Source organism: Nonomuraea glycinis (assembly GCF_014646515.1).
Taxonomy (GTDB): Bacteria; Actinomycetota; Actinomycetes; order Streptosporangiales; family Streptosporangiaceae; genus Nonomuraea; species Nonomuraea glycinis.
The window spans coordinates 58,800-81,525 of sequence record NZ_BMNK01000014.1; the positions used below are offsets into that span (position 1 = coordinate 58,800).

22 protein-coding genes are annotated in these 22,726 nt (G+C 72.1%); 11 read left to right on the plus strand and 11 right to left on the minus strand.

Features of this window, described 5'->3' with window-relative positions; translation table 11 throughout:
• Positions 1 to 197: 197 nt before the first annotated feature.
• Entirely contained in the window at positions 198 to 1,097 is a 900-nt protein-coding gene (locus IEY87_RS31845; RefSeq protein WP_189142541.1) for an alpha/beta fold hydrolase, read from the plus strand.
• A 94-nt stretch (positions 1,098 to 1,191) separates the two neighbouring features.
• Here IEY87_RS31845 and IEY87_RS31850 read toward each other — a convergent pair whose 3' ends face one another.
• The 3 genes from IEY87_RS31850 to IEY87_RS31860 are packed head-to-tail and all read right to left on the minus strand — an operon-like array spanning position 1,192 to position 3,955.
• The gene (locus IEY87_RS31850; protein ID WP_189142542.1) at positions 1,192 to 1,707 is read right to left on the minus strand and encodes a flavin reductase family protein; all 516 of its coding nucleotides are present in this window, start codon (positions 1,705 to 1,707) and stop codon (positions 1,192 to 1,194) included.
• A 55-nt stretch (positions 1,708 to 1,762) separates the two neighbouring features.
• A complete protein-coding gene (locus IEY87_RS31855) occupies positions 1,763 to 2,503 on the minus strand; it encodes an IclR family transcriptional regulator (protein ID WP_189142543.1) in 741 nt (246 codons plus the stop codon).
• 6 nt (positions 2,504 to 2,509) lie between these two features.
• Complete coding sequence (locus IEY87_RS31860; protein WP_189142544.1) at positions 2,510 to 3,955, minus strand: 4-hydroxyphenylacetate 3-hydroxylase family protein; 1,446 nt, start codon at positions 3,953 to 3,955, stop codon at positions 2,510 to 2,512.
• Between the two features lie 161 nt (positions 3,956 to 4,116).
• On the opposite strand from IEY87_RS31860, the gene IEY87_RS31865 reads away from it, so the two are divergent.
• The 10 genes from IEY87_RS31865 to IEY87_RS31910 all read left to right on the plus strand — a co-directional run bounded on the left by IEY87_RS31865 (position 4,117) and on the right by IEY87_RS31910 (position 15,086).
• Positions 4,117 to 4,833, plus strand: a complete 717-nt coding sequence (locus tag IEY87_RS31865) for a maleate cis-trans isomerase family protein (protein WP_189142545.1) — start codon at positions 4,117 to 4,119, stop codon at positions 4,831 to 4,833.
• Positions 4,830 to 5,621 carry an alpha/beta fold hydrolase gene (locus tag IEY87_RS31870; protein WP_189142546.1) on the plus strand — a complete coding sequence of 264 codons (792 nt, stop codon included), beginning with the start codon at positions 4,830 to 4,832 and terminating at the stop codon, positions 5,619 to 5,621. Before IEY87_RS31865 ends, IEY87_RS31870 begins: the two co-directional genes overlap by 4 nt.
• A 50-nt stretch (positions 5,622 to 5,671) precedes the next feature.
• Complete coding sequence (locus IEY87_RS31875) at positions 5,672 to 6,619, plus strand: PDR/VanB family oxidoreductase (protein WP_189142547.1); 948 nt, start codon at positions 5,672 to 5,674, stop codon at positions 6,617 to 6,619.
• 87 nt (positions 6,620 to 6,706) lie between these two features.
• The gene (locus IEY87_RS31880; RefSeq protein WP_189142548.1) at positions 6,707 to 7,897 is read left to right on the plus strand and encodes a Rieske 2Fe-2S domain-containing protein; all 1,191 of its coding nucleotides are present in this window, start codon (positions 6,707 to 6,709) and stop codon (positions 7,895 to 7,897) included.
• Complete coding sequence (locus IEY87_RS31885) at positions 7,890 to 8,699, plus strand: alpha/beta fold hydrolase (protein WP_189142549.1); 810 nt, start codon at positions 7,890 to 7,892, stop codon at positions 8,697 to 8,699. Before IEY87_RS31880 ends, IEY87_RS31885 begins: the two co-directional genes overlap by 8 nt.
• A 20-nt stretch (positions 8,700 to 8,719) precedes the next feature.
• Positions 8,720 to 8,860 (plus strand): hypothetical protein, encoded by a 141-nt coding sequence (locus IEY87_RS31890; protein WP_189142550.1) that lies wholly within the window; start codon positions 8,720 to 8,722, stop codon positions 8,858 to 8,860.
• Position 8,861: 1 nt separating this feature from the next.
• Positions 8,862 to 9,329: a (2Fe-2S)-binding protein gene (locus tag IEY87_RS31895; protein ID WP_189142551.1), complete on the plus strand. Its 468-nt coding sequence runs from the start codon at positions 8,862 to 8,864 to the stop codon at positions 9,327 to 9,329.
• On the plus strand, positions 9,326 to 12,841 hold the full coding sequence (locus IEY87_RS31900) for a molybdopterin cofactor-binding domain-containing protein (RefSeq protein ID WP_189142552.1): 3,516 nt from the start codon (positions 9,326 to 9,328) through the stop codon (positions 12,839 to 12,841). The genes IEY87_RS31895 and IEY87_RS31900 overlap by 4 nt, the downstream gene beginning before the upstream one ends.
• Entirely contained in the window at positions 12,838 to 14,157 is a 1,320-nt protein-coding gene (locus IEY87_RS31905; protein ID WP_189142553.1) for a peptidase dimerization domain-containing protein, read from the plus strand. Before IEY87_RS31900 ends, IEY87_RS31905 begins: the two co-directional genes overlap by 4 nt.
• Positions 14,154 to 15,086: a DODA-type extradiol aromatic ring-opening family dioxygenase gene (locus IEY87_RS31910; RefSeq protein WP_189142554.1), complete on the plus strand. Its 933-nt coding sequence runs from the start codon at positions 14,154 to 14,156 to the stop codon at positions 15,084 to 15,086. Before IEY87_RS31905 ends, IEY87_RS31910 begins: the two co-directional genes overlap by 4 nt.
• 73 nt (positions 15,087 to 15,159) lie before the next feature.
• On the opposite strand, the gene IEY87_RS31915 is transcribed toward IEY87_RS31910, so the two are convergent.
• The 8 genes from IEY87_RS31915 to IEY87_RS31950 form a co-directional block, all read right to left on the minus strand.
• A complete protein-coding gene (locus IEY87_RS31915; RefSeq protein ID WP_189142555.1) occupies positions 15,160 to 15,879 on the minus strand; it encodes a TetR/AcrR family transcriptional regulator in 720 nt (239 codons plus the stop codon).
• Between the two features lie 78 nt (positions 15,880 to 15,957).
• Positions 15,958 to 17,151: a multidrug effflux MFS transporter gene (locus tag IEY87_RS31920; RefSeq protein ID WP_189142556.1), complete on the minus strand. Its 1,194-nt coding sequence runs from the start codon at positions 17,149 to 17,151 to the stop codon at positions 15,958 to 15,960.
• A complete protein-coding gene (locus IEY87_RS31925; protein WP_189142557.1) occupies positions 17,148 to 18,164 on the minus strand; it encodes an asparaginase in 1,017 nt (338 codons plus the stop codon). Before IEY87_RS31925 ends, IEY87_RS31920 begins: the two co-directional genes overlap by 4 nt.
• Positions 18,146 to 18,907, minus strand: coding sequence for an ABC transporter permease (locus tag IEY87_RS31930; protein WP_189142558.1), 762 nt, complete (start codon positions 18,905 to 18,907; stop codon positions 18,146 to 18,148). Before IEY87_RS31930 ends, IEY87_RS31925 begins: the two co-directional genes overlap by 19 nt.
• Positions 18,904 to 19,755, minus strand: a complete 852-nt coding sequence (locus IEY87_RS31935) for an ABC transporter permease (RefSeq protein WP_189142559.1) — start codon at positions 19,753 to 19,755, stop codon at positions 18,904 to 18,906. Before IEY87_RS31935 ends, IEY87_RS31930 begins: the two co-directional genes overlap by 4 nt.
• Positions 19,756 to 19,815: 60 nt before the next feature.
• Positions 19,816 to 20,817 carry an ABC transporter substrate-binding protein gene (locus tag IEY87_RS31940; RefSeq protein WP_189142560.1) on the minus strand — a complete coding sequence of 334 codons (1,002 nt, stop codon included), beginning with the start codon at positions 20,815 to 20,817 and terminating at the stop codon, positions 19,816 to 19,818.
• 42 nt (positions 20,818 to 20,859) lie between these two features.
• The gene (locus IEY87_RS31945; protein WP_189142561.1) at positions 20,860 to 21,714 is read right to left on the minus strand and encodes an ABC transporter ATP-binding protein; all 855 of its coding nucleotides are present in this window, start codon (positions 21,712 to 21,714) and stop codon (positions 20,860 to 20,862) included.
• Between the two features lie 257 nt (positions 21,715 to 21,971).
• Positions 21,972 to 22,718: an IclR family transcriptional regulator gene (locus IEY87_RS31950; protein ID WP_225277867.1), complete on the minus strand. Its 747-nt coding sequence runs from the start codon at positions 22,716 to 22,718 to the stop codon at positions 21,972 to 21,974.
• Positions 22,719 to 22,726: the final 8 nt, after the last annotated feature.

The following is a 22,726-nucleotide window of genomic DNA, read 5'->3' on the forward strand; positions in this document are numbered from 1 at the left end:
CGGTGTCCTGATGGGGTCGGCCGGAAGGTTCCGTGGCCGCGGAAGGTCGCGGGCGCGTGTCCCCCGTGCGAGCTACCGGCGAATGTCCACCGTGCGGTGACGCCCCCGATGCCGTCCCGTCCATAGCGTTCTCGGTGTGGTCACGGCGCTTCGGCGCCCCCCGCCGCACCGCCGTGTGAATCTCACTGGAGGACATCATGTTCCGCAAGACGAAGGCATCCCTCGTGACCGCGCTGTGCTGCGCTGTGGTCGGTGCGGGAGTCGCCGGCTGTTCCAGCGAGGAGGTGGAGAACTGGGATCCCTTCGCCGCCCCTTCGCAGGCACCCACGGCCGAAGTGATCTCCGGGGTCAAGAAGATCGAGGTCGAGGGCCGGTCGGTGAACGTGTCCTGCTCGGGCACCCCGGCGAAAGGCGAGCCGGTCGTCGTCCTGCTGGCCGGGGCGGGGGATGGGCTGGACAAGCTGGCCGCCTTCCAGAAGACGGTGAGCGAGAAGAGCCGGGTCTGTTCGTACGATCGGCTCGGCGCGGGCGCGAGCGACCAGCCGGAGGGCCCGCAGGACTTCGCCGCCGCAGGGAAGACGCTGACCGGGGTGCTCGACCAGGTCGCGGGCGGCGAGCCGGTGGTTCTGGTGGGGCATTCGCTGGGCGGGCTGATCGCCGCGAGGTACGCCCCCGACCATCAGGACAAGGTCAAGGGGCTGGTCCTGCTGGACGCGACGCCACCCACGATGGCCGGCGACATCAAGAAGGCGATCCCGGAGTCGGCCAAGGGCCCGGCGGCCGAGTTGCGAGCGCAGAACCTCGCGGTGTTCGAGGGACAGAATCCGGAGAAGCTCGTCGTCCCGGACGGCAAGGTCAGCTCGGCCGGGGACATCCCGGTGGAGGTGATCCAGCACGGTAAGCAGTACCTCGCGGCCCTCCCGCAGTACGGGCCGCTCCTGGAGAAGGCGTGGTCCGCAGGGCAGCGTAAGTGGCTCGCGCTGTCCAGCGGCAGCAAGCTGAGCACGGCCGAGAAGAGCGAGCACTACATCTACGTCGACCAGCCCGACGTCGTGGTCCAGGCGATCCAGCGCGTCACCTCGCAGGCCGCAGGCTGAGCGAACGCCGGGCGACCGGCCGATCGTCGGCTCCGCGCCACGAGGCCGCGGTGTGTCGCGGGATCGCCCAGCCGGACTGGACCGGCTGGGCGGTTCACAGTGGGTGCAGGCCGAAGTAGCGGCGGCCCTTGTAGACGAGCGGTTCCTGGGCGGGCAGGGTCGAGGAGTCCTCGACCGCGCCGATGACGATGACGTGGTCGCCGCCGTCGACGGTCTCCGACACGGCGCACTCGATCACGGCGGAGCTGTGCTCGCGCAGCACGGGCAGGCCGCCGCCCCCCGAGGTCCACGCGGTCGACGCGAACCGGTTGACCCCAGGCGTCGCGAACAGGGCCGCGATGCCGGAAGCCTCGCTGTGCAGCACGTTGATCGCGAATCGACCGGCGGTCAGCACGACCGCCAGCATCCCGGCCCGCCGGTCGAGGGAGACCGCCAGCAGGGGAGGCCGCTTGGACAGCGGGATGACGCTGCCCACCGTCACCCCCTGCGGCAGCCCGTCGTCGTCCACCGTGGTCAGGACCGCGACCCCCTGCGGGAGGCGGGACACCGCGGCGCGGAAGTCGGCCAGCGTGGGGAAGTGGGCGTCGTCCGCCCCGGCGGGCTGGGTCATCGGGCAGGGCCTTTCGTGCGAGACGGTCGTCAGCGGCTTTCGTGCGAGGCGGTCGTCAGCGGAGGGCGGGGGAGAGGGTCGCGGCGGCCTGGGCGAGGGCGACGCGGAGACTGTGCAGTTTCTCGTCGGTCATGCGCTGGGTGGGCCCCGCCGCGCTGATCGTGGCGACGACGGCGCCCGAGCGGTTGCGGACGGGGACGGCGACGGCGCGGACGCCCTCGTTGCGTTCCTGCTCGCTGGTGGCGTAGCCGCTCTCGCGGACCCGGGCCAGCTCCGCCTTGAGCCGGTCCGGGTCCACGATGGTGGCGGCGGTGTATCTGGTCAGGCCACCGGCGATGACCGTGTCCAGGAGCCGCTCGTCGCCGAAGGCGAGCAGGACCTTGCCGCCGGCGCTGGCGTGCGGCTGGCTGAGCGGGGACGGCGCGGCGACCAGCCGTACCGCGATGTCCTGAGGTTCGCGCCGGTCGACGTAGAGCAGGCTGTCCTCGACCAGGATGCCGAGATGGACGGTCTCGCCCCAGTCGCGCACCAGCCGGTCGAGCAGCGGGCCGGCCGCGCTGACCAGCGGGCTGCGCTCCCCGGCGAAGGCGCCGAGCGCGATGATCTTCGGGCCGAGTGAGTAGTCCTTGAACGCGTCCTGCTGGACGTAGGCCCGCCGTTCCAGGATGGCCAGGATGCGGTGCACGGTGGATTTGGGCAGGCCGGTGGCCGCCGCGATGGAGGCCAGGCTCCGGTTGCCCCGGCCGGTCTCCAGCGACTCCAGGATGACCAAAGCCTTGTCGATCGCGGTGTCCATCAGGGGTCAGCCGGTGGCCAGCAGGCGGTTCACCCGGTCCAGCAGCGGCCGCCGGTCCAGGGAGAGGTAGCGGTTGGCGCGCAGCCGCACCGGGTCGCCCGCGTAGAAGCGCTCGTAGAGCAGCTGACGCGAGCCGAAACCGTCCCCGGCCAGGTCCCAGGCCAGGCTGAAGACCCCGAGTCGCCGCTCGGCGTCGGCGGACCTGCCCTGGTAGAACCGGCGCACCGCGTCGCCGATCGGCCCGGTCAGGCTGGTCTCCGCCGGAATGTTGATCAGTCCGCTCCCGCTGACCTGCTGGATGATCTCCACCATCCGGGGATAGAAGAACGGGAACAGCCCGCGTACGGCCAGCAGCCCGTCCCGGTCGGGCACGAACACGCCCGGGTCCCACGCGCTCGGCCGGACGGTGGTCTCCGCGCCGGTGATCGCGCTGGTCATGATCTGGCTGAGGTCCACCAGCTCGCCCAGCTTCTCCTGGACGTTCAGGAAGCCGTCCACGCCGATCGTGTCGGCGGCCGTGGTGGCGATGGCCAGCGCCAGCTCCGCCTTGACCGCCGAGCGGACCGTGGTCTGGTGCGCGGCGAAGGTGGTGGTGTCGGTGGCCCGGTGGGCGGTGTTGACCGCCTCCACGTCCCGGTAGAGGAAGACCCGCTCCCACGGCACCAGCACCTCGTCGAAGATCACGAAGGTGTCCATCTCGTCGTACCTGGTGGCGAGCGGGTGCCGGTCACTGCCGGGGTGGGAGAGGGGCTCGCGGCAGATCAGGCGCAGGCCGGGCGTGGCCACCGGGATGGCGAAGGCCAGCGCGTACGCCTCCTCGTCGGGCTTCAAAGGGGGCCCGGGGTGCAGCGACACCATGATCTCGTCGGCGAACGGCGCCAGGGTGGCCAGCAGGCGCGCGCCGGAGACGACCACGCCCGCGTCGGTCTCCTTGACCGCGTGCAGGGCCACCCCGGGGTCGGCCGCCTCGGAGGCCGCGGCGGAGCGGTCCACCTGCGGGTTGAGCAGCGCGTGGGTGAGGCAGAGATTGCCCGAGCCGACCCGCTGGTAGTAGTCCTCGATGTTCTTGCCCCAGGCGGGCTCGCGTTCGGCGAAGAAGCCCGAGGCCACCCGCATCGCGGTGAGCATGGCGTTCATGAAGTCGGGGGAGCGGCCCATCAGGCCGTGGGTCAGGTCGGCGCCGATCCGGAACGCCAGGCCCCTGCGGCGCACGTCCTCGGGGGTGCGTGGAATGAGCAGGGAGGTGGGCCAGATCGAGCCGTCGTCCTGGGTGAAGGTGAGGCTGGGGGCGAGCTGCTCGTCGGCCTGGGCGTCGTAGTTGGCGGCCATCGACCGGATGGCCCCGGCGAAGGCGGGCTCCGTGGTGACGTCCTCGACCCTGCGGTTGCCGAGCCACACCTCGCGCCCGTCCCTGAGGGCCTCGATGTAGTCCTGTCCCGATCGTCCGCGCATGTTCTCTCTCCAACCGACTGCGGGGGACCCCCGTTCCATATGGTGGAACGCATTCCATTCGGGGTTGAAGGATGTCCAGCGCAGGTCAGTGCTGTCAAGGCCGGCGAAGAGAGGGGAAAGTCACACCCGTTCACGCGTATCGTACGATGTACCGTGCGCGCATGAGTATTGGTTTCGGCACCCTGGCGCGGATCGGGCACCTGTATCCCTCCGGGGGCCTGTGCGACTACGAGATACAGCGGATGGCGCCGGACGGCGTCCAGTTCGTCACCACCCGGATGCCCTTCCGCCGGACCGGGCTCGCGGACGACCTCGCTCTGTTCGACGACCTGGAGGCGCACAGCCGCCTCCTGGCCGACGCCGAGGTGGACCTCATCGCGGTGAACTGCACGGCGGCCACCATGCTGGCCGGGCCCGACGCGGTGAACTCACGCGTGCGCGCCGCCACCGGCATCGCCGCCACCACCACGATCGAGGCGGTGCTCGAAGCTCTCGCCGCCGCCGGGATACGCAGGGTGGCGCTGCTCACGCCGTACGAGGAGGAGGTCACGGCGGCGGAGGTCGCGTTCCTGCGCGGTCAGGGGCTGGAAGTGGCCGGTACGGCCATGCTGCCCTGCCGGACGCCGGTCGAGCAGGCCGAGCGGGACCCCGAGGTCTGGCGGCGGCTGGCCCGCGACCCCGCGCTGCAGCAGGCGGACGGGCTGCTGATCAGTTGCGCGGGCATCCGGGTCGCCCCGGTCCTGGCCGACATCGAGCGGGAGTTCGGCCGCCCGGTGATCGCCAGCAACCAGGCCCTGCTCTGGCGCTGCCTGCGCATGACCGGGGTCCAGGACCGACCGGCCGGATACGGCGCTCTTCTGAACGGAGTCTTCGGATGATCCGCAGATCGTATGTGGACACCAGGTTCGGCCAGCTGCACCTGGCCGAGTGCGGCACGGGGCGGCCGGTGCTGTTCCTGCACCAGACGCCGCGCTCCTGGCGCGAGTACGCCGCCGTCCTGCCGATCGCCGGTCGCGAGGTCCGGGCGATCGCCATGGACACGCTCGGCTTCGGCCAGTCGGCGCGGGTGACGCGGCCGTGGTCGATCGAGTTGTCCGCGGACGGGGTGGAGGCGCTGCTGGACGCGCTCGGCCTGGCCGAGGTCTCCCTGGTCGGGCACCACACCGGCGCGGTCGTCGCCGTGGAGGTGGCCGCCAGGTCGCCGGAGCGGGTGCGCGCGCTGGTGCTCTCCGGCATGCCGTACGTGGACGAGGCCAGGCGGCGGCGGGTGCGGGCCGGCTCGCCGATCGACCACGTGCTCCCGCGTCCGGACGGCGGCCACCTGACCGAGCTGTGGGGCCGGCGCCGGGACTTCTACCGGCAGGGCGAGGAGCCGCTGCTGACCAGGTTCGTGGCCGACGCCCTTGAGGTGGTGGACCGGGTGGAGGAGGGGCACGTCCGGGTCAACGAGTACCGGATGGAGGAGCGGCTGCCGCTGGTGCGCTCGCCCGCCCTGGTGGTCTGCGGCGCGCTCGACGGGCACTCGCTGCCCGACGTGCCGGCGCTGACCGAGCGGCTCGGCTGCCGCTCGCTCGTGGTGGAGGGGGCGGGGGTGCCGCTGCCGGAGCAGCGCCCCGAGGAGTTCGCCCGCGCCGTGCTGGACTTCGTCGGCGAAACTCACGGCTAGCCGCCTCGTACTATGTACGGTACTGTGTTCGCACAGGTGAGGGAGGGATTATGGCCGGAGTCGACGCCGAGCTCGTCTTGCTGGTCCGCGCGATGCGCTGGGAGTCGGAAGGCGTGCTTTCCGTGACGCTCGAGGACCCCGGTGGCGAGCTGCCGGCCTGGGAGCCCGGGGCGCACATCGATGTGGAGCTGCCGGGGCTCACCCGCCAGTTCTCGCTCTGCGGCGACCCGGCGGACCGGACCAGTTACCGGATCGCGGTGCTGCACGAGCCGGAGAGCCGGGGCGGCTCGCAGTATGTGCACACCGGGCTGCGCCCGGGTGACCAGGTGACCGTGCGGGGCCCGCGCAACCACTTCGCGCTCGAACCCGCCGAGCGGTACCTGTTCGTCGCCGGGGGCATCGGGATCACGCCGATCCTGCCGATGGTGGCCGGGGCCGAGGCCCAGGGCGCCGAGTGGGCGCTGGCCTACGGCGGCAGGTCCCGCTCCTCGCTCGCCTTCCTCGGCGAACTGGCCGAGTACGGCGACCGGGTGAGCGTGCTGCCGCAGGACGAGTGCGGTCTGCTCGACCTGGACGGCCTGCTCGCCGACCTGCCCGCGGGCACCGCCGTCTACTGCTGTGGCCCCGGCGGCCTGCTCGACGCGGTCGAGGCGCGTTCGGCCGGATGGCCCGAGGGGGCGCTGCACCTGGAGCGGTTCCGGGCCAAGGAGTTCGTGGCCGAAGGCGATGACCAGCCGTTCGAGCTGGTCTGCGAGAGCTCGGGGGTGACCGTCACGGTGCCGCCCGGGGAGAGCGCCGTGGACGTGCTCGAAGAGGCCGGGGTGTTCGTCTCCAGCGCCTGCCGCGAAGGCATCTGCGGGACCTGCGAGGTCAAGGTGCTGGACGGCGTTCCCGACCACCGCGACTGGGTGCTCTCGCCCGCCGATCAGGAGTCCGGGAACACCGTGCTGCTGTGCGTCTCCCGGGCTCGCGGGGACCGCTTGGTGGTCGACGCGTGACCTGGGCGGTTGACCTTCGTGCAGTAGACCGTACTGTGTACCGGACGATGATGGTTCCGGTGCGACCAGAATCCGAGAGGAAGAGCCGTGACTGATCAGCATGCGGAGAGGCGCGCTCCGGCCAAACCGCCGGCGCGGTCCACGACCCGTCCGAGCCCAGGCGAGGACTGGACCCAGTGGCCCACCTACAACGCGGCCACCCTGGGCTTCCGCAACTACTGGTACCCGGTGGTGTGGGAGCGCGACATCGGCGACAAGCCGCAGGCGGTCACCCTGCTCGGCGAGAAGATCATGGTCGCCCGCGAGGGGGACAAGATCTACGCGCTCAAGGACCGCTGCCCGCACCGGGGCGTCCCGCTGTCCCACGGCCGCCGCGAGTTCCCCGGCACGGTGAGCTGCGCCTACCACGGCTGGACCTTCGACCTGGAGAGCGGCAACCTCTCGGCCGTGCTGACCGACGGCCCCGAGTCGCCGATCTGCGGCCGGCTCTCGGTCAAGACCTACCCGGTCGAGCAGCGGCTCGGACTCGTCTGGATCTACGTCGGCGACGGTGAGCCGCACCCGATCGAGCAGGACATCCCCGCCGAGCTGCTGGACAACGACCACGTGATGGGCGGCAAGATCGACCTGCGGGCGGGCAACTGGCGGTTCGCCGCCGAGAACGGCTTCGACGAGGGCCACGCCAAATACCTGCACAACACCGCGCTGTGGCGGCTGTTCAAGGTGATGCCCGCCTGGAACAAGACCCGGGTGGCCGAGGTCGGTCCCTGGCTGATCCGGGTCCAGGACGAGGTCCACTGGGAGGCCGACTACCCCGGGCTGGGCACCTGGAGCAACAAGCGCTGGTGGAAGCGCATGCCGCTGCCCGACGCGCCGGGCAAGGGCAAGAGCGTCAACCCGGTGATCGCCGGGCTGGACATTCCCGGCTTCGTGTCGATCCGGCTGCCCGGCCTGCTCCGCGTCGCCTACCCGCACTTCATTCACTACGAGTGGTACGTCCCGGTCGACGCGGACACGGTGAGATACGTCCAGATGATGGTCAGGTTCGAGAGCGGCGCGAAGGGGTTGCTGTTCAAGTTCAAGTACCTGAGCGCCATCCGGTGGCTCTTCCACGGCCAGTTCACCGCCCAGGACGCCTGGATGGTGGACGTGATGGACGCCCCGCCGGAGAAGCTCTACCGGCCGGACCTGTCCATCACCGGCTGGCGGCGGCTGATCGAGAAGGCCCGTCCCAAGCCGCAGCCCTACGACCCCGCCTCGGGATCCCCGCGTGCCTGAGCCGCGCCGGGTCGCCGCCGCCGGGCTCGACCTCGCCTACCGGGAGCTCGGCGCGGGACGGCCGACCCTGGTCCTGCACGGCGGTGGTCCCGGCTGCGCGGCCTGGACCGACTTCGCCCCCGTGGCGGAGGCGCTGGCCCCAGGACGCCGGTTGATCTTCCTGGATCTGCCGCAGTTCGGCGAGTCACCGGTGCCGGTGATCGGCGAACCGGTGTTCGGCTACCACGCCGGGCAGGTGCTGGCCGTGCTCGACCGCCTCGGCCTGGCCGAGGTGGACCTGGTCTGCCAGTCCTTCGGCGGTTCCGTGGCGCTGCGCCTGGCGGCGCTCGCCCCGAACCGGGTCGGCCGGATCGTCGCCACCGGGAGCGCGCCCACCCCGCCGGACGGCGGCGTCACCGGCCCGGCCATCAGGGACGCCTACTACGGCGGCGACGGCCCGTCCGAGGCGAAGATGGCCGAGCTGATCGGCGCGCACGAGTTTCACGACCGGGCCCGCGTCCCGGCGGAGACCGTACGGGCCAGGTACCGCGCCAGTGTGCGCCCCGAGTATCTGGCGGTGGCCACCGACACCGCCGCCCGGGGAGCACCGGAGGACCTGGCCGGGCTGCTGCCCCGGGTGGACCGGCCGGTGCTGCTGCTGTGGGGGGCGGGCGACCCGTTCGCCGGGCCGTCGTACGCGCTGGGTCTGACCCGGCTGCTGCCCCGCGCCGACCTGCACGTGCTGGCCCGGACCTCGCACCACCCGCAGCAGGAGCGGCCTCGCGCCTACGCGGCGGCCGTGCGGGCCTTTCTTGACCGATGACCCCTGTGAATGGAGATCTCATGCGCCGTGTTCTGGGCGTTACCGCCACCGTGCTGCTCGCGACGACGGCGGCCCTGCTCATCCCGCCGGTCCGCCGCCGCCTGGACGTGCTGCTGATCCGCACCACCGGCACCACCGTGCGCACGCATCGGAAGGGCTGACATGACCGGCACGACCGACCTGGTGGTCAACGGCGAGCGCGTCACCGTGCGGGCGGACGCGCGCACCTCGCTGGCCCGGGTGCTGCGCGAGCAACTGCGCTGCACCTCGGTGAAGCTCGCCTGCGAGCGCGGCGAATGCGGCGCCTGCACGGTGCTGGTCGGCGGCGTGCCCCGGATGGCGTGCGTCACCCCGGCCCGGCTGGTCGGCCGCGAGGTGGTCACCGCGGAAGGGCTGGGCGAGGAGGCACGCGACCTGCAAGAAGCGTTCGCCGACCACGGGGCCTTCCAGTGCGGTTTCTGCACCGCGGGGCAGCTCGTGCACGCGGTCGCCGTCCTGCGCGGCCCGGTCCCCGGCGGCGCGGAGCTGGAGCCCTACGTCCGGCGGCGGCTGAGCGGCAACATCTGCCGCTGCACCGGCTACAACGGCCTGGTGGACGCGGTGTGCGCGGTCGCGGAGGCACGGGCATGAGCATCGGCGAGCGGGCCAGGCCGATCGACTGGTGGCTGCGCAGCCTCGGCCTGGTGGACTACACCGCCGACCTGTCCGAGCCCGCCCACCTGCACGCCGCCGTGCTGCGCTCGCCGCACCCGTACGCGCTGATCGCCTCGATCGACACCGGCCGGGCCGAGCGGATGCCCGGCGTGCGCGCCGTCATCACCCACGCGGACTTCCCGCCCGGCGCGCTCTACCAGCACCGGGGCGGCCCTCTCTCGGACCGGCCGCCGCTGGCCGGGGACGTGGTGCGAAACGTCGGCCAGGAGGTCGCCGCGGTCGCCGCCGACACGCGCGAGCAGGCCGAGGCCGCCTGCCGGGCGATCCGCGTGCGCTACCGGCCCAGGCGGGCTCCCCTGACGATCGCCGAGGCGCGCGCCCCCGGAGCCCGTGAGCTGCACCGGCGCACCACCGGCCTGCGCAACGTCAGCGTCCGCTGGGCCGCCGACTGGGGCGACGTGCCGGCCGGCCAGGCCGCCGCCGCGCACACCGTGACCGGTGCGTTCGTCTACCCCAGCGTCTCGCACGCGGTGATGGAGCCCAACACGACGCTCGCCGCCTGGGACGCCGAGCGCGAACTGCTCGAACTGTGGACCTCGACCCAGGCGCCCTGGTTCATCGTCAAGGAGGTCGCGGGCCTGCTCGGGCTCTCCCGTGACCAGGTGATCTGCCGGGAGGTCGCGGTCGGCGGCGGGTTCGGCGCCAAGTCCAAGATCTCCGAGCACGAGGTGCTCGCCGCCGCGCTGGCCCGCAAGTCCGGCCGGCCCGTGCTGCTCGAACTCAGCCGCGAGGAGGAGTTCGCCGCGAACAAGCCCCGGCACCGGTTCGAGACCCGGCTGCGCACCTCCGCCGACGCCGACGGGCGCATCAGCCTGTTCGAGGCCGACATCGACGTGGACAACGGCGCCTACAACCACATGGGCTCCTCGGTGCTCCGGGTCGGTGTCATCACTCTCGGCTCGATGTACCGGCCCGACGGGGTGCGCTTCGACGCCCGGCTGGTGGACACCGCCACGCAGGCCGGCGGCCAGTTCCGTGGCTACGGCACCCCTCAGGTCTCGCTCGCGGTGGAGAGTCAGGTGGACGAGCTGGCCGAGCGGCTCGGCGTCGACCCGATCGAGCTGCGGCTGCGCAACCTGGGCGCGGAGTGGAGCACGACGCTCTGCGGATACGAGGTGACCACCAACCGGCTGGGACCCTGCCTGGAGGCGGTCCGCGACGGCCTGGACTGGGATGCCCGCAGGCGCGAGCGGCCCGCGGGCCACGGCCTGGGCGCGGCGGTCGGCATGCACGGCAGCGGCGCGTACGCCTACGAGTTCGCCAACCGCAGCGACGCGGCCATCGACCTGTTCGAGGACGGCAGCGCCCGGGTCCGCTTCGGCGGGGCCGACGCGGGGACCGGGCAGCGCACCATCCTCGCCCAGGTGGCCGCGCACGAGCTGGGCGTCCCGCTGGACCGGGTGGAGGTGCTCTCGATGGACGGCGAGCACACGCCGTTCGAGCTGGGCGCCTGGTCCTCCCGGGGGACCCACATGACCGGCTCCTCGGTCGGGCAGGCCGCCAGGGAGCTGGCCGACCGGCTCAGGACCCTCGCCGCCGACAAGCTCGGCGAGGGCCGGATCGAGCTGCGCGACGGCCAGGCCGTCCGCGGCGACAGCTCCGTCCCCCTCGGTGACCTGGTACGGCTCAGCCCCGACAGCGTCGACGGGGTGCTCAGCCACGAGACCAGTTACCTCCTTGAGGGCACCGAGATGCTCACCCCGGACCGGGACACCGCCAACCTGTCGCCCACGTACGCGTTCGCCGCGCACGGGGCGGAGGTGCACGTGGACCGCCGTACCGGCAAGGTCAGCGTGGTCGACTACGTCGCCGCGCACGACGTGGGCCGGGCGATCAACCCGACCATGGTGGAGGGCCAGATCGCGGGCGGCGCCGCGATGGGCCTGGGCGCGGCGCTGGGCGAGGAGCTGGTCAGGGAGGGCGGGCGGGTGGTGAACGCCGCCTACGTCAACTACGCCCTGCCACGGGCCGCCGACCTGCCGCGGATCCGGCCGGTCATCGTCGAAGGGGACGATCCGGCGGGGCCGTACGGGGCCAAGAGCGTCGGGGAGATGTCGATCATTCCGCCGGGTGCGGCGGTCGTGAACGCCATCTACGACGCGGTCGGCGTACGCGTGCGCGAGCTGCCCGCCACCCCGGACAAGATCATTGACGAGCTGGCCAGGCAGGAGGGCCGGGTCCGGAAGTTCCGGATCTGGCGCCGCCCGGACCGCTGGTGGATCGCCCTGGTCCGCTGGGCCTACCCGCGCGGGCTGCACCACGCGCTGCACCGCTGGGGTGTCCGGTTCGGGCCCGGCGTCGGGCCAGGACCCGACGCGGAGCCGCAGCCGGAGGAGCTGGTCGTCGCGGCCGGGGCGAAGGAGGCTTCCGCCGCGCTCACCGGTGACGCCGTCCTGGTCGGCGGCGGCACCGACGTCCTCACCGAGGCCCGGTTGCGCCCCGCCAGACCGGCCCGGCTGGTCTCCGTAGGCGACGCCCCCGAGCTCCGCGTACTGCGCCGCTACGCCGACGCAGACGGCGACGCCAACGCCGGGGCCGACGCCGGGGCCGACGCCGGGGCCGACGCCGGGGCCGAGGCCGACGCCTCCGAGCTCCGCGTGCTGCGCCGCTACGGCGACTCCGACGGCGATGGCGGCGGCTTCGGGCTGGAGATCGGTGCGGCGGTGACGCTGGCCGAGCTGGCCGAGGCGACCGAGCGGCTGGCTCCGGCCATCGCGGCGGCGGTGGCGAGCATCGCCTCCCCGCAGATCCGCAACGCCGCGACGGTGGCGGGGAACCTGGTCCAGGCCAAGCGGTGCTGGTTCTTCCGCAACGGCTTTCCCTGCTACAAGCGCAACGGGGCGTTGAGCCCCTGCTACGCGGTGCTCGGCGACCACCGCTTCCAGCACGCGGCGGCCGGGGCGCACCGGTGCCAGGCGGTCACGCCCTCCGATCTGGCGACCGTGCTGACCGCGTACGACGCCGAGGTGGAGATCGTCGGTCCGGCCGGCCGGACCACGGTGCCGCTGGCGGAGTTCTACACCGGGCCGGGCGAGACCGTGCTCGGCCCGGCGGACGTGGTGGCGCTGATCCGCGTCCCGGCCGCCGCGCTGCGCCGGCAGGGCTCGTTCGAGAAGCTCGCCCTCTACTCCGGTGACTTCGCCACCGCCTCGGCCGCGCTCACCGCGGCCGTCGACGAGCGGGGGGCGTGGTCGGACGTGCGCCTGGTCCTGGGCGCGGTCGCGCCCACCCCGTGGCGGCTCACGGCGGTCGAACGCGCCGTCGAGGGAACGACCCCGGACCTGGCCACGCTGCGCCGCCTGGTGGACGCGGAACTCGACCGGCACGCGGACCCGCTGCCCGGCAACGTCTGGAAACTCGACGCCGCGGCCGGTCTGGTCGAGCACGCGGCCGAACACCTCTCGACCGGCAAGGGAGCAGAACGATGATCATTTCGAAGCAGGAGCAGCAGTGGATCCAGGCCGCCCGCGCCCAGGTGGAGCGGATCGACCTGCGGGACCTGATCGCCTCGATGACGAGCATCCCCAGCCCCACCGGTCAGGAGGGTGAGCTGGCGCGGTGGCTGGCCGAGGAGATGGCCGGGCGCGGGCTGGCCGGGTTCTACCAGCCGATGGACGCCGAGCAGGGCAACGCCGTCGGGCGGCTGCGCGGCGACGGCACCGGTGCTGACCTGCTGCTCTATGCCCCGATCGACACCCTCACCGTCGGCACCGAGGAGGAGGATCTGCCCTGGGCCGGGACGGAGCTGCGCCGGGACATGCGCGCCGAGGGGCTGATCGAGGGCGACTATGTGGTGGGCCTGGGCGCGAGCAACCCCAAGGGCCACGGCGCGGCCCTGATCGCCGCCGCCTCGGCGGTGCGCGCCGCCGGGGTGCCGTTGCGCGGCGACGTGATCGTCGGCCTGGGCGCGGGCGGCATGCCGACCAACCGGCGTCCGGGGGCCGCCAGGCACAACGCGGGCCAGGGCAGCGGGTGCTCGTTCATGCTGGAGCAGGGTGTCTGGGCCGACCACGCGCTGATCGCCAAGCCCGGCTGGGCGGTGCACTGGGAGGAGGTCGGCCTGTGCTGGTTCGAGGTCGTCGTCCGAGGCACCTACAGCTACGTCGGCAGCAGGCACCGCATGGCCTACCGCAACGCCATCGTCGACGCCGGGGTGGTGGCGGCGGGGCTCGACCGGTTCTTCGAGCGCTACGCCGCCGCGCACACCCGGGGGCTGGTCGCGCCGCAGGGCAACATCGGTGCGATCGAGGGCGGCTGGACGCGCACCCCCTCGCTGTCGCCCGCCGAGTGCCGGCTGCTGGTGGACCTGCGGCTCGGTCCTGACCAGGATCCGATGTCGGTGAAGCGGGAGTTCCAGGCGGCCCTGGACGGCATTCTGGCCGAGAACCCCGGGATGACCGCCGAGTCCAGGATGATCCTCGCCATCCCCGGCACCGCCACCCCGCAGGACGACTGGATCGTCCGCGCCGCCGTGGCCGCCTGGGAGGACGTGGAGGGCCGGCCGCACGAGCCGATCACCGCCAACAGCGGGGCCACCGACGCGAACATCCTGCGCGCCCGCGGGCTCTCCACCGCCCGCGTCGGCATGGCCAGGGCGGGCGAGGGCGCACCGCTCCCGGTGGACTTCCCGATGGGGATGAACGTGGTCGACGTCCGGGAGCTGGAGAAGCTCACCAGGACGCTCATCCACACCGTGGTCACCACCTGCACGAGAACCCGACAGGAGCTGGAGAACTCTCGATGAGCACGATCGTCGCCGGAATCGGCGCGTCACACAGCACGCTCATGAACACCCACTGGGACGAGGTCGCCGAGGACCCCGGCGCGCTCCGCTTCCGGGCCGGCCTGGAAGCGGCCAGGGACGTGCTGGCCGAGGCCAGGCCCGACACGGTGATCATCATCGGCTCCAACCACTTCAGGGGCATGTTCCTCGACCTGATGCCGGCCTTCACCGTGGGCGTCGGCGAGGTGATCGGCGCGGGCGAGGCCGACACGCCCAAGGGCCGGCTGCCCGCCGACACCGCGCTGGCCCGGACCCTGGTGGAGACCATCAGCGAGGACTTCGACCCCGCGTTCTCGCTGCGCATGCAGGTGGACCACGGCATCACGCACAGCTATCAGCATCTGGTGCCGGGCCTGGACGTGCCGATCGTGCCGGTGGTGGTGAACATGTTCGCCCCGCCGCTGCCCTCACTGCGCCGCTGTGACGCGCTCGGCGCCGCGATCGGCCGCGCCGTACGACAGGACGGCCAGGACAAGCGGGTCGCGGTGATCGCCTCGGGCGGGCTCTCGCACCGGCTGCCCTGGCCCAAGTGGTACCGGGCGCTCTCCGACGACGACCGGTTCCTGGTCGAGGCGTGGCTGGAGGGCCGGGACTCCTGGCAGGAGTACGAGGTCAGGCGGCGGCAGATCATCCGGGCGGCCGAGTCGGACATCAACCCGGACTTCGACGCCCGCTTCCTGGCCGCGCTGGAGAAGGGCGACCTGAGCGAATTCCTCGGCCTGTCGGCCGACGACGTGGATCGGGTGGCGGGCAACGGGGCGCAGGAGATCCGCGCCTGGGTCGCCATGGCCGCCGCGGTCGGCCCGGCCGAGGGCGTCACGCACGCCTACGCCGCCGTCCCGCAGTGGCTCACCGGCATGGCGGTCGCCTCGATCCGGCCGCTCACCTGACCGGCAAGTCGCCTGAGCGGCCGCTCACCTGACCGGCAAGTCGGCTGAGCGGCCGTTCGTCTGAGCGGTCGCCTCAGGCGGCGGGCCCCGGTGTGGCGCCGGGGCCCAGCCGGTGCAGGAACCCGTCCACCAGGCAGTCCAGCCCGAACATGAACTGGTCGTCGCTCGGCAGCGAGGTCATCTCGTCGGCGAGCGACACCATGGTCGGGAACTCGGCCAGCGGCAGCCCGGAGTAGAAGTGCACCCGCTGCCGCCGCAGCTCCTCCACCTCGGGATGGCTCGGGTCGCCCCACGAGCGCGGCGCCTGGTAGCTGGCGAAGCCCAGCGTGTAGTGCATGACCAGCCCGTACGCCTGCACCGCCGTGACACCGGGCAGGCCGGATCGCTGGAGGTAGACCAGTGCGTTCTCCAGCGCTCCGCGCATCGCCTCCCGGCTCATGGTGACCCGGGTGGTGAACAGCCTGACGATGCTCGGATGCTCGCGCATCATGGCCAGCAGCGCGGTGGCCAGGGCGCGCATCGCCTCCCGTGGCTCGCTCTCCGCCCCGCCGCCCGGCAGGGCCAGCCCGCCCAGCACGTCGTCGGCGATCCCGTCGAGGATCTCCTCCTTGTTGCGGAAGTAGCTGTAGAGCGTCATCGCGCCGATGCCGACCTCGGCGGCCAGCCGCCGGATGGTCAGCGCGTCTATGCTCTCCTCGTCGGCGAGGCGGGTCGCGGCCTCGATGATCTGCTCACGGTTGACCACCCGGCTGCCTTTGGCCGACCGAGACAGGGGTGCGCGCGCAGCCGTCATCGCTCTCTCCTTCAGCTCGTCCGGGTGCTCGTACAAGGGTGGTATACAACCTACCGTACTTAGTGCGACCGCGCTGGATCATGCTCTGGTCCGGCGCAGGCGCACCGGTCCCAGGGTCAGCGTGACGGTGAGCCCGGCCAGCGACATGGCGGTGATCATCGCCGCGAACGGCACGGCCGTGGCGGCGCCGATCCCGGCCAGGGGCGCGATCAACGCGCCGATGGTGAAGTGCAGGGCGCCCATGACCGAGGACGCGGTGCCCGCCGAGCCCGGGAAGCGGGCCAGGGCGAGCGCGGTGGCGTTGGGCATGACCAGCCCGAGTGCCGAGATCACCACGAACAGCGGTAACGCCAGCGCGGCCAGGTGCCGGCCCGGGTCGAGTGCGGCCACGCCGAGCAGGGCCACGCCGGCCGCGCTCTGGGCGCCGATGCCGGTGAGCAGCAGCCGCTCCGGCCGGATCCGGGCGGCCAGCCGGCTGTTCAGCTGGGTCATCGCGGTCAGCCCGGCCGCGTTGACCGCGAAGAGCCCGCCGTAGACCAGGGGGGACGCGCCGTACACCTCCTGGAGCAGGAAGGGGGAGGCGGCGATGTAGGCGAACATCGCGCCGAACGCGAAACCGCAGGACAGCGCGGCGCCGAGGAACGGCGGGTCGCTGAAGACGGCGCGGACCAGGCCGGGGATCCGCCGCAGCCCGCCGGACTGGCGGCGCTCCGGCGGCAGCGTCTCGCCCAGCGTGGTCAGCACGGCGAGCAGCTGGAGAGCTCCCGCCCCGGCCAGCACCAGGAAGATCGCGCGCCAGTTGCCGACCGTCAGCAGGGCGCTGCCGATCACCGGCGCGATCACGGGGGCCACCCCGAACACGGCCATCATCTGCGAGAACACCCGGACCGCGGCCGTCCCGGTGTAGAGATCCCGGACCATGGCCCGGGACAGCACGACGGCCGCCGCCCCGGCGAACCCCTGGCAGAACCGCAGCACGATCAGCAGCTCGATCGAGCCGGCGAACGCGCAGCCGAGCGAGGCCAGCACGTACAGGATGATTCCGGTGAGCAGCGGAGGGCGCCGCCCCCACAGGTCGGAGAGCGGCCCGATGACGAGCTGCCCGGAGGACAGCCCGAGCAGCGAGGCGGTCAGGGTGAGCTGGACCTGGGTGACGGACGCGTTCAGGTCGGTGGCGATCGCGGGGAACGCCGCCAGGTACATGTCACCGGAGAGGGGGCTGATCGCGGCGAGACCGCCGAGGGTGAAGACGATCCCCCGGTTCGCTCTCATCTCCCGCCGAACGTGTCGAACAGGTCCTGGATCCCGGCGCGGCCGGCACCGGCGGCCAAGGCCAGGGCGAGCAGCACCCGGCACTTGTACGGCGAGAGGTCCTGCCCGGCCACGAACCCGTCCGCGCGCAGCCTGGCGCTGGGCCGGACACCGCCCGACGCGCCCCGATAGGACTGGCAGACCACCACGCCCGCCTCAGCCGCGCGCCGCAGCGCCGTAGCCTCGGCCGGGGTCGGGAACCCCGCCCCGGTCCCCGCGCTGACCAGGCCGCGGGCACCGGCGGCCACGGCCGCGTCGATCAGCGCGCCGTCCGCGCCCGGGTAGGAGACGACCACGTCCACCCGGGGGACCGGGGTCGTCTCGGTGACCGGCAGGGTGGGGGCGGAGTGCTCCTCGGCGAAGCGGAAGCGCACCTGGCCGCCGGGGTCCACCTCGCCGAGCGGGCCGAGCCCGCCGAACGCGCCGGTCCCGGCCGTGCCGGTCTTGGCGACCCGGCGGGCCGACCAGATCGCGTCGTCCACCACGACCAGTGCGCCGCGCCCGGCCGCGGCCGGGCAGAGCGCCACCCTGGCCGCGTTGACCAGATTGAGCGGCCCGTCGCCGCTCAGCGCGGACAGCGGGCGCATCGCCGCGGTGAGCACCACCGGCGTGCCCGGCCCGAGCACCAGGTCGAGCAGGAAGGCCAGCTCCTCCAGGGTGTTGGTGCCGTGCGCGACGACCACGCCGCGCACGCCGGGCCGCTCGCGCGCCCGCCGCACCTCGCCCGCGACGCCGAGCAGCCCGGCCAGGTCCAGCGCGTGGCTCGGGCCCGCCTCGGCCGGGATCCGCACCACCTCGGCGACCCGCTCCAGGTCGGGTACGGCGGCCACCAGCTCGGCCAGCGTCAGCCGCTGATCCTCGGCCTCGGTGTATCCGGTGAGGTCCAGCGTGGCCGGCGACCAGGCCGAGATCGTGCCGCCGGTGCCGACCAGGGCGATCCGGCCGAGCGGTCCGCTCACAGGTTCCTCGCCCATTTCAGCCACCGGTCCTCCAGCCGCGCGTACCCGGCGTTGACCAGGTTCCCGAGCACGCCGAGGAGGATCAGGGCGGCGAACATGGCCGGGATGTTGAACACCGACTGGCTGGACAGCAGGTAGAAGCCGACGCCGTTCTGCCCGCCGACCAGTTCGGAGACCACCATCATGATCAGGGCGATCGGCAGCGCCACCCGCAGGCCGGCCGAGATCAGCGGGAACGCCGAGGGCAGGACCACCCGGCGGATGATCGCGAGCCGGGACAGCCCGTACATGCGGGCCACGTCGATCCGCTCCTGGCGGCAGTCTCGGGCGCCCGTGGTGGTGTTGACCAGCACCGGGAACAGCACCCCGAACATGATCACCGAGATCCGCATGCTGTCGCCGAGCCCGAGGGCCAGGACCGCGACCGGGATGATGGCCACGGCGGGCAGCGCGCGCAGGAACTCCAGGGTCGGCCCGATGTACTGGGCCACCCGGCGGGAGGAGCCGATGGCGATGCCGAGCACCACGCCGAGCGCGCTCCCGGCCAGGTAGCCGATGACGAACCGCTGCAGGCTCGGCAGCAGGTCGCTGAGCGTGTGCTCGAACAGCCAGTCCTCGCGCAGCGTGCCCAGCACCGAGCTGAGCGGCGGCAGGTAGACGTTGCCGAGGATGCGCCCGCCGATCTCCCAGCCCACCAGCAGCAGAATCGGCAGGCCGATCGGCAGCAGCGATCGTCCCACCGCGCGCAGGCGTGTCATCGCCCCGCACCTCCGTCCCGTGCGTCGGTCTTCCAGAACACGATCTTCCGCTCCAGCCCGGCCACGGCCGCGTTGATGGCGTAGCCGAGCAGACCCACGGCGAACACGGCGGCGTACATGTCGGCGTTCCTGATCGCGGTCTGCATCTGGACGATGGCGTAGCCGAGCCCGCCGCTGCTGGTGATGATCTCCACGGTGACGGTCAGGACGAGCGCGATGGCCCCGCTGATCCGTACCCCCGCGGCGATGTTGACCGCCGCGCTGGGCAGCAGCACCCGGCGCAGCACGGCCGCGCGGCCGAGCCCGAAGTTGCGCGCCGTGTCCACGGCCACCGGGTCGGCGTCGCGGACGCCGTAGTAGGTGTTGAACAGGATGGGCCAGGACGCCGCGTACACCGTCAGCGCGATCGTGGTGGTGTCGCCCACGCCCAGGATGAGGATGCCGAACGGGATCAGCGCGACCGACGGCAGCGGCCGGAGGAACTCGATGATCAGCTTGACCGAGTTGAACGCGGTCGCCGAGGCGCCGAGCAGCACCCCGACCGGCACCGCCACGACGATGGCGATGAGCAGCCCGGCCCCGAAGGTGGCGAAGGTCTGCCCGGCGTCGGCGAGCAGGTCGCCGCTCACGATCCCGGTGTAGAGCGCCGCCCCGACCTGGCTGGGCCTGGGCACGTACGCGGACTTGACGACCCAGGTGGTCAGGGCCTCCAGCAGGAGCAGGAGCCCGGCGGCGAACATCAGGCCGCGCACGTTGAACAGCGGGCGGGTCCTGCGTCCTCGGCCGGTGCGCCGAGACGCCGCCGCGCCGACCCCTGGCGCTCGGTCCTCCGCCTTGAGGAGCGTCATGCATCTTCCTTCCTGAGAGGCCGCCGTGGCCGGCGGCCCCGCGCGCCTGCGGACAGGTGCCTACTTGCCGTCGGCGGCGATGATGGTCTCGGCCTTGATCGGCTCCTTGAGCGCACCGAAGCGCACCATCACGTCCAGCAGCGGCTGCACCAGGTCCGGGGTCGTCTCGTCGCCGTACAGGGCGAGCTCCAGGGCATTGATCGCGTCATCGGGGAGCTCGGTGTACTTCTGCAGGATCGACTTGCGCTCGGCCTCGTTGGCGGGGTCGTTGGCCCAGGCGTTGGTGGCCTTCATGGCGGCCCGGAACTTCTCCACCACCGCCGCGTTGTCCGCGATGTAGTCCTCCTTGGCGAACCACGTGGTGTTCAGGAAGTCCTTGCCGTTGTTGACCGAGTCGTACGGGCTGACCAGCCGGTGTGCGATCTTGGCCGCTTCCTGCTGGTCGTAGAAGGGGGAGACGACCGCGCCGGCCGGAACCTGGCCGCTCTCCAGAGCCTGGCCGATGGCCGGGAAGTTCAGGGTGACGAAGTTGACCGTCTTGACGTCCACGCCCGCGTCGTCGAGCGCGGCCAGCGTGGACAGGTGCGGCAGGGTGTTGAGCGCGTTGGTGGCGATCGACTTGCCGCCCAGGTCCTTGAGCTCTTTCACGTCGGTGGCCTTGTCACCGATCATCAGCCAGACGCCCGGCTTCTCCTTGGTGTAGAGCAGGCCGCCCGCGACGATGCGGAACGGGATGCCCGAGGCGGAGGCGGAGGCGATGGAAGCCGGTGAGGTCAGCGCGAACTGCGAGCCGCCCGACTGCACGGCGGCGGCGAGCTCGGGCACACCCGCGACGATCTTGACGTCCACGTCCAGGCCCTGGGCGGTGAAGAAGCCCTTCTCCTTGGCCAGGAAGCCCTGGGCGCCGGAGTCCGCGGCCACCGTGGAGATGGTGATCTTGATGGGGCCGCCGGTCGCGGCGGTGGACGCGGAGTCGTCACCGCCACAGGCGGCCAGGCTCCCGACCAGGGTGAACACGGCGGCCATGCCGAGGAGTTTCCGTACTACGTTGGTTGCCGTCATGTGACTCGTACCTTTCGGGGTAGTGCAAAAGCGGGGGATGGGTCACGCGGCGGGTTGGCTGCCGTCACGCTGGGCGGACAGTCCCATGACGTCGTGAATGCGGGCGCGAATCCTCTGGAATTCCGGCATGCCGCGGGTGCTCACCTGGTTCTTCGGGTGGGGCAGGTCCACCATGAGCTCCTCCGCCACGTGGCACGGCGGCTTGCTCAGGACCAGGATGCGGTCGGCGAGGTAGATGGCCTCGTCGATGTCGTGGGTGACCAGCAGCATGGTCATCCCCGAGTCGGCGAACCGCTCGCGCACGGCGAGCAGGGTGTCTTCGAGGCCCTCCTTGGTCAGCGCGTCCACAGAGGCGAACGGTTCGTCGAGCAACAGGATCTGCGGGCGGAAGGCCAGCGCCCGGGCGATGGCGACGCGCTGCTGCATGCCGCCGGAGAGCTCTCCCGGGTGGTAGTCCTCGAACCCGGCGAGCCCGACCGTCTTGATCGCCTCGGCGACCCGCTCGGCCTTCTCCGCCTTGGTGATGTCGCCGCGCTCGGCCAGCGGGAACTTCACATTGCGCTCGACGGTCAGCCAGGGGAACAGCGAGCGGGTGTAGTCCTGGAAGACCAGGGCCATCTCGGGCGGCGGCGCGTCGATCCGCTGCCCGCGCAGGCTCACCTCGCCCGAGGTCGGCGGCAGCAGCCCGCAGATCATCCGGAGCAAGGTCGACTTGCCGCACCCCGACGGGCCGATGATCGCGACGAAGTCGCCCTGGTTCACCGAGAACGAGAGGCGATCGCAGACCAGCGGGCCGTCGGCCTGATAGCGCTTACGCAGCTCGGTCACGTTGAGGATCGGCGGCACGACGGCTCCTGGTTCGGCGAGATCGGTCAGACGCGGGAAATCGGTGGCCATGCGAGGCATCCCTTCGGTAGGCGACGGGTCGCCGGAGGCGGGAACGGATCCGGGGTGACCGTCCGTAACCCTCTGTCCGGGGCGTTCGCTCGTGGATGCCGCTGGGCGGTGGGACGGGTGCCGTGGCCGCCGCTCAGATGCGTACAGGTGATTATTGCCTTGTATCGTACGAAGTACGAATGAGGTGTCAAGGGGTTCTCCGAAACGGACTGCCTAACGGTGCGGACTGTTATATAGTGCGAACTTTCAAATTCGGCTCACCACAAGCGGTTGAGCTTGCGGGAAAGGCCCAGCGCCGCCGTCCGTACGGCAGGCCCCAGCCGGGCCGGCTGGAACTGCGCGACCGGCACCGAAACCGACAGGGCCGCGATCGCCACCCCGCTCACGAGCACCGGCGCGGCCACACAGCAACCGCCGACCGCCGCTTCCTCCCGGTCGTAGGCCACGCCCGCCGTCTGGACCCGGCTGACCTCGTCCTTCAGTAAATCCAGGTCGGTGATCGAGTGCGGGGTGAGCCGCCGCAACGGCTGCCCGAGCACCTCGTCCAGCACCTCGGGCAGCGCGAAGGCCAGCAGCGCCTTGCCGATGCCGGTGCAGGTCAGCGGGAGCCGCCCGCCGATACGGGACGGAAGGTCGACACCGCCGTGACCGTGGATCTTCTCCGCGTACACCACGTCGTAGCCGTCCCTGACGCCGAGATGCACCGTCTGGTGCGTCGCCGCGAACAGGTCCTGCATGAACGGCAGCGCCGCCTGGCGGAGCTGGGACTTGACCGGCACCAGCTCGCCCAGCTCGAACAGGACCAGCCCGAGCGCGAACCCGCCGTCCACCCGCTGGAGCAGATTGAGGTCGAGCAACGGCTGGATCAGTCGGTGCACGGTGGACTTCGGAAGGTGCGTGGAGCGGGCGATGTCCGCCAGTCGCTGCGGCCCGCCGGCGGTCCGGAACGTCTGGAGGATCAACATCACCTTCTCCAGCATCGAGGTGTCGTCGTTCCGTCTCACGGAACCTT

Excerpts from the sequence above, each read along its gene's own strand:
- IEY87_RS31855 (WP_189142543.1), bottom strand. The coding sequence starts at position 2,503 with ATGGACACCGCGATCGACAAGGCTTTGGTCATCCTGGAGTCGCTGGAG.
- IEY87_RS31860 (WP_189142544.1), bottom strand. The coding sequence starts at position 3,955 with ATGCGCGGACGATCGGGACAGGACTACATCGAGGCCCTCAGGGACGGG.
- IEY87_RS31915 (WP_189142555.1), bottom strand. The coding sequence starts at position 15,879 with ATGACGGCTGCGCGCGCACCCCTGTCTCGGTCGGCCAAAGGCAGCCGG.
- IEY87_RS31945 (WP_189142561.1), bottom strand. The coding sequence starts at position 21,714 with ATGGCCACCGATTTCCCGCGTCTGACCGATCTCGCCGAACCAGGAGCC.
- IEY87_RS31845 (WP_189142541.1), top strand. The coding sequence starts at position 198 with ATGTTCCGCAAGACGAAGGCATCCCTCGTGACCGCGCTGTGCTGCGCT.
- IEY87_RS31870 (WP_189142546.1), top strand. The coding sequence starts at position 4,830 with ATGATCCGCAGATCGTATGTGGACACCAGGTTCGGCCAGCTGCACCTG.
- IEY87_RS31900 (WP_189142552.1), top strand. The coding sequence starts at position 9,326 with ATGAGCATCGGCGAGCGGGCCAGGCCGATCGACTGGTGGCTGCGCAGC.
- IEY87_RS31925 (WP_189142557.1), bottom strand. The coding sequence starts at position 18,164 with ATGGGCGAGGAACCTGTGAGCGGACCGCTCGGCCGGATCGCCCTGGTC.
- IEY87_RS31875 (WP_189142547.1), top strand. The coding sequence starts at position 5,672 with ATGGCCGGAGTCGACGCCGAGCTCGTCTTGCTGGTCCGCGCGATGCGC.
- IEY87_RS31910 (WP_189142554.1), top strand. The coding sequence starts at position 14,154 with ATGAGCACGATCGTCGCCGGAATCGGCGCGTCACACAGCACGCTCATG.
- IEY87_RS31930 (WP_189142558.1), bottom strand. The coding sequence starts at position 18,907 with ATGACACGCCTGCGCGCGGTGGGACGATCGCTGCTGCCGATCGGCCTG.
- IEY87_RS31850 (WP_189142542.1), bottom strand. The coding sequence starts at position 1,707 with ATGACCCAGCCCGCCGGGGCGGACGACGCCCACTTCCCCACGCTGGCC.
- IEY87_RS31920 (WP_189142556.1), bottom strand. The coding sequence starts at position 17,151 with ATGAGAGCGAACCGGGGGATCGTCTTCACCCTCGGCGGTCTCGCCGCG.
- IEY87_RS31895 (WP_189142551.1), top strand. The coding sequence starts at position 8,862 with ATGACCGGCACGACCGACCTGGTGGTCAACGGCGAGCGCGTCACCGTG.
- IEY87_RS31865 (WP_189142545.1), top strand. The coding sequence starts at position 4,117 with ATGAGTATTGGTTTCGGCACCCTGGCGCGGATCGGGCACCTGTATCCC.
- IEY87_RS31935 (WP_189142559.1), bottom strand. The coding sequence starts at position 19,755 with ATGACGCTCCTCAAGGCGGAGGACCGAGCGCCAGGGGTCGGCGCGGCG.
- IEY87_RS31940 (WP_189142560.1), bottom strand. The coding sequence starts at position 20,817 with ATGACGGCAACCAACGTAGTACGGAAACTCCTCGGCATGGCCGCCGTG.
- IEY87_RS31890 (WP_189142550.1), top strand. The coding sequence starts at position 8,720 with ATGCGCCGTGTTCTGGGCGTTACCGCCACCGTGCTGCTCGCGACGACG.
- IEY87_RS31905 (WP_189142553.1), top strand. The coding sequence starts at position 12,838 with ATGATCATTTCGAAGCAGGAGCAGCAGTGGATCCAGGCCGCCCGCGCC.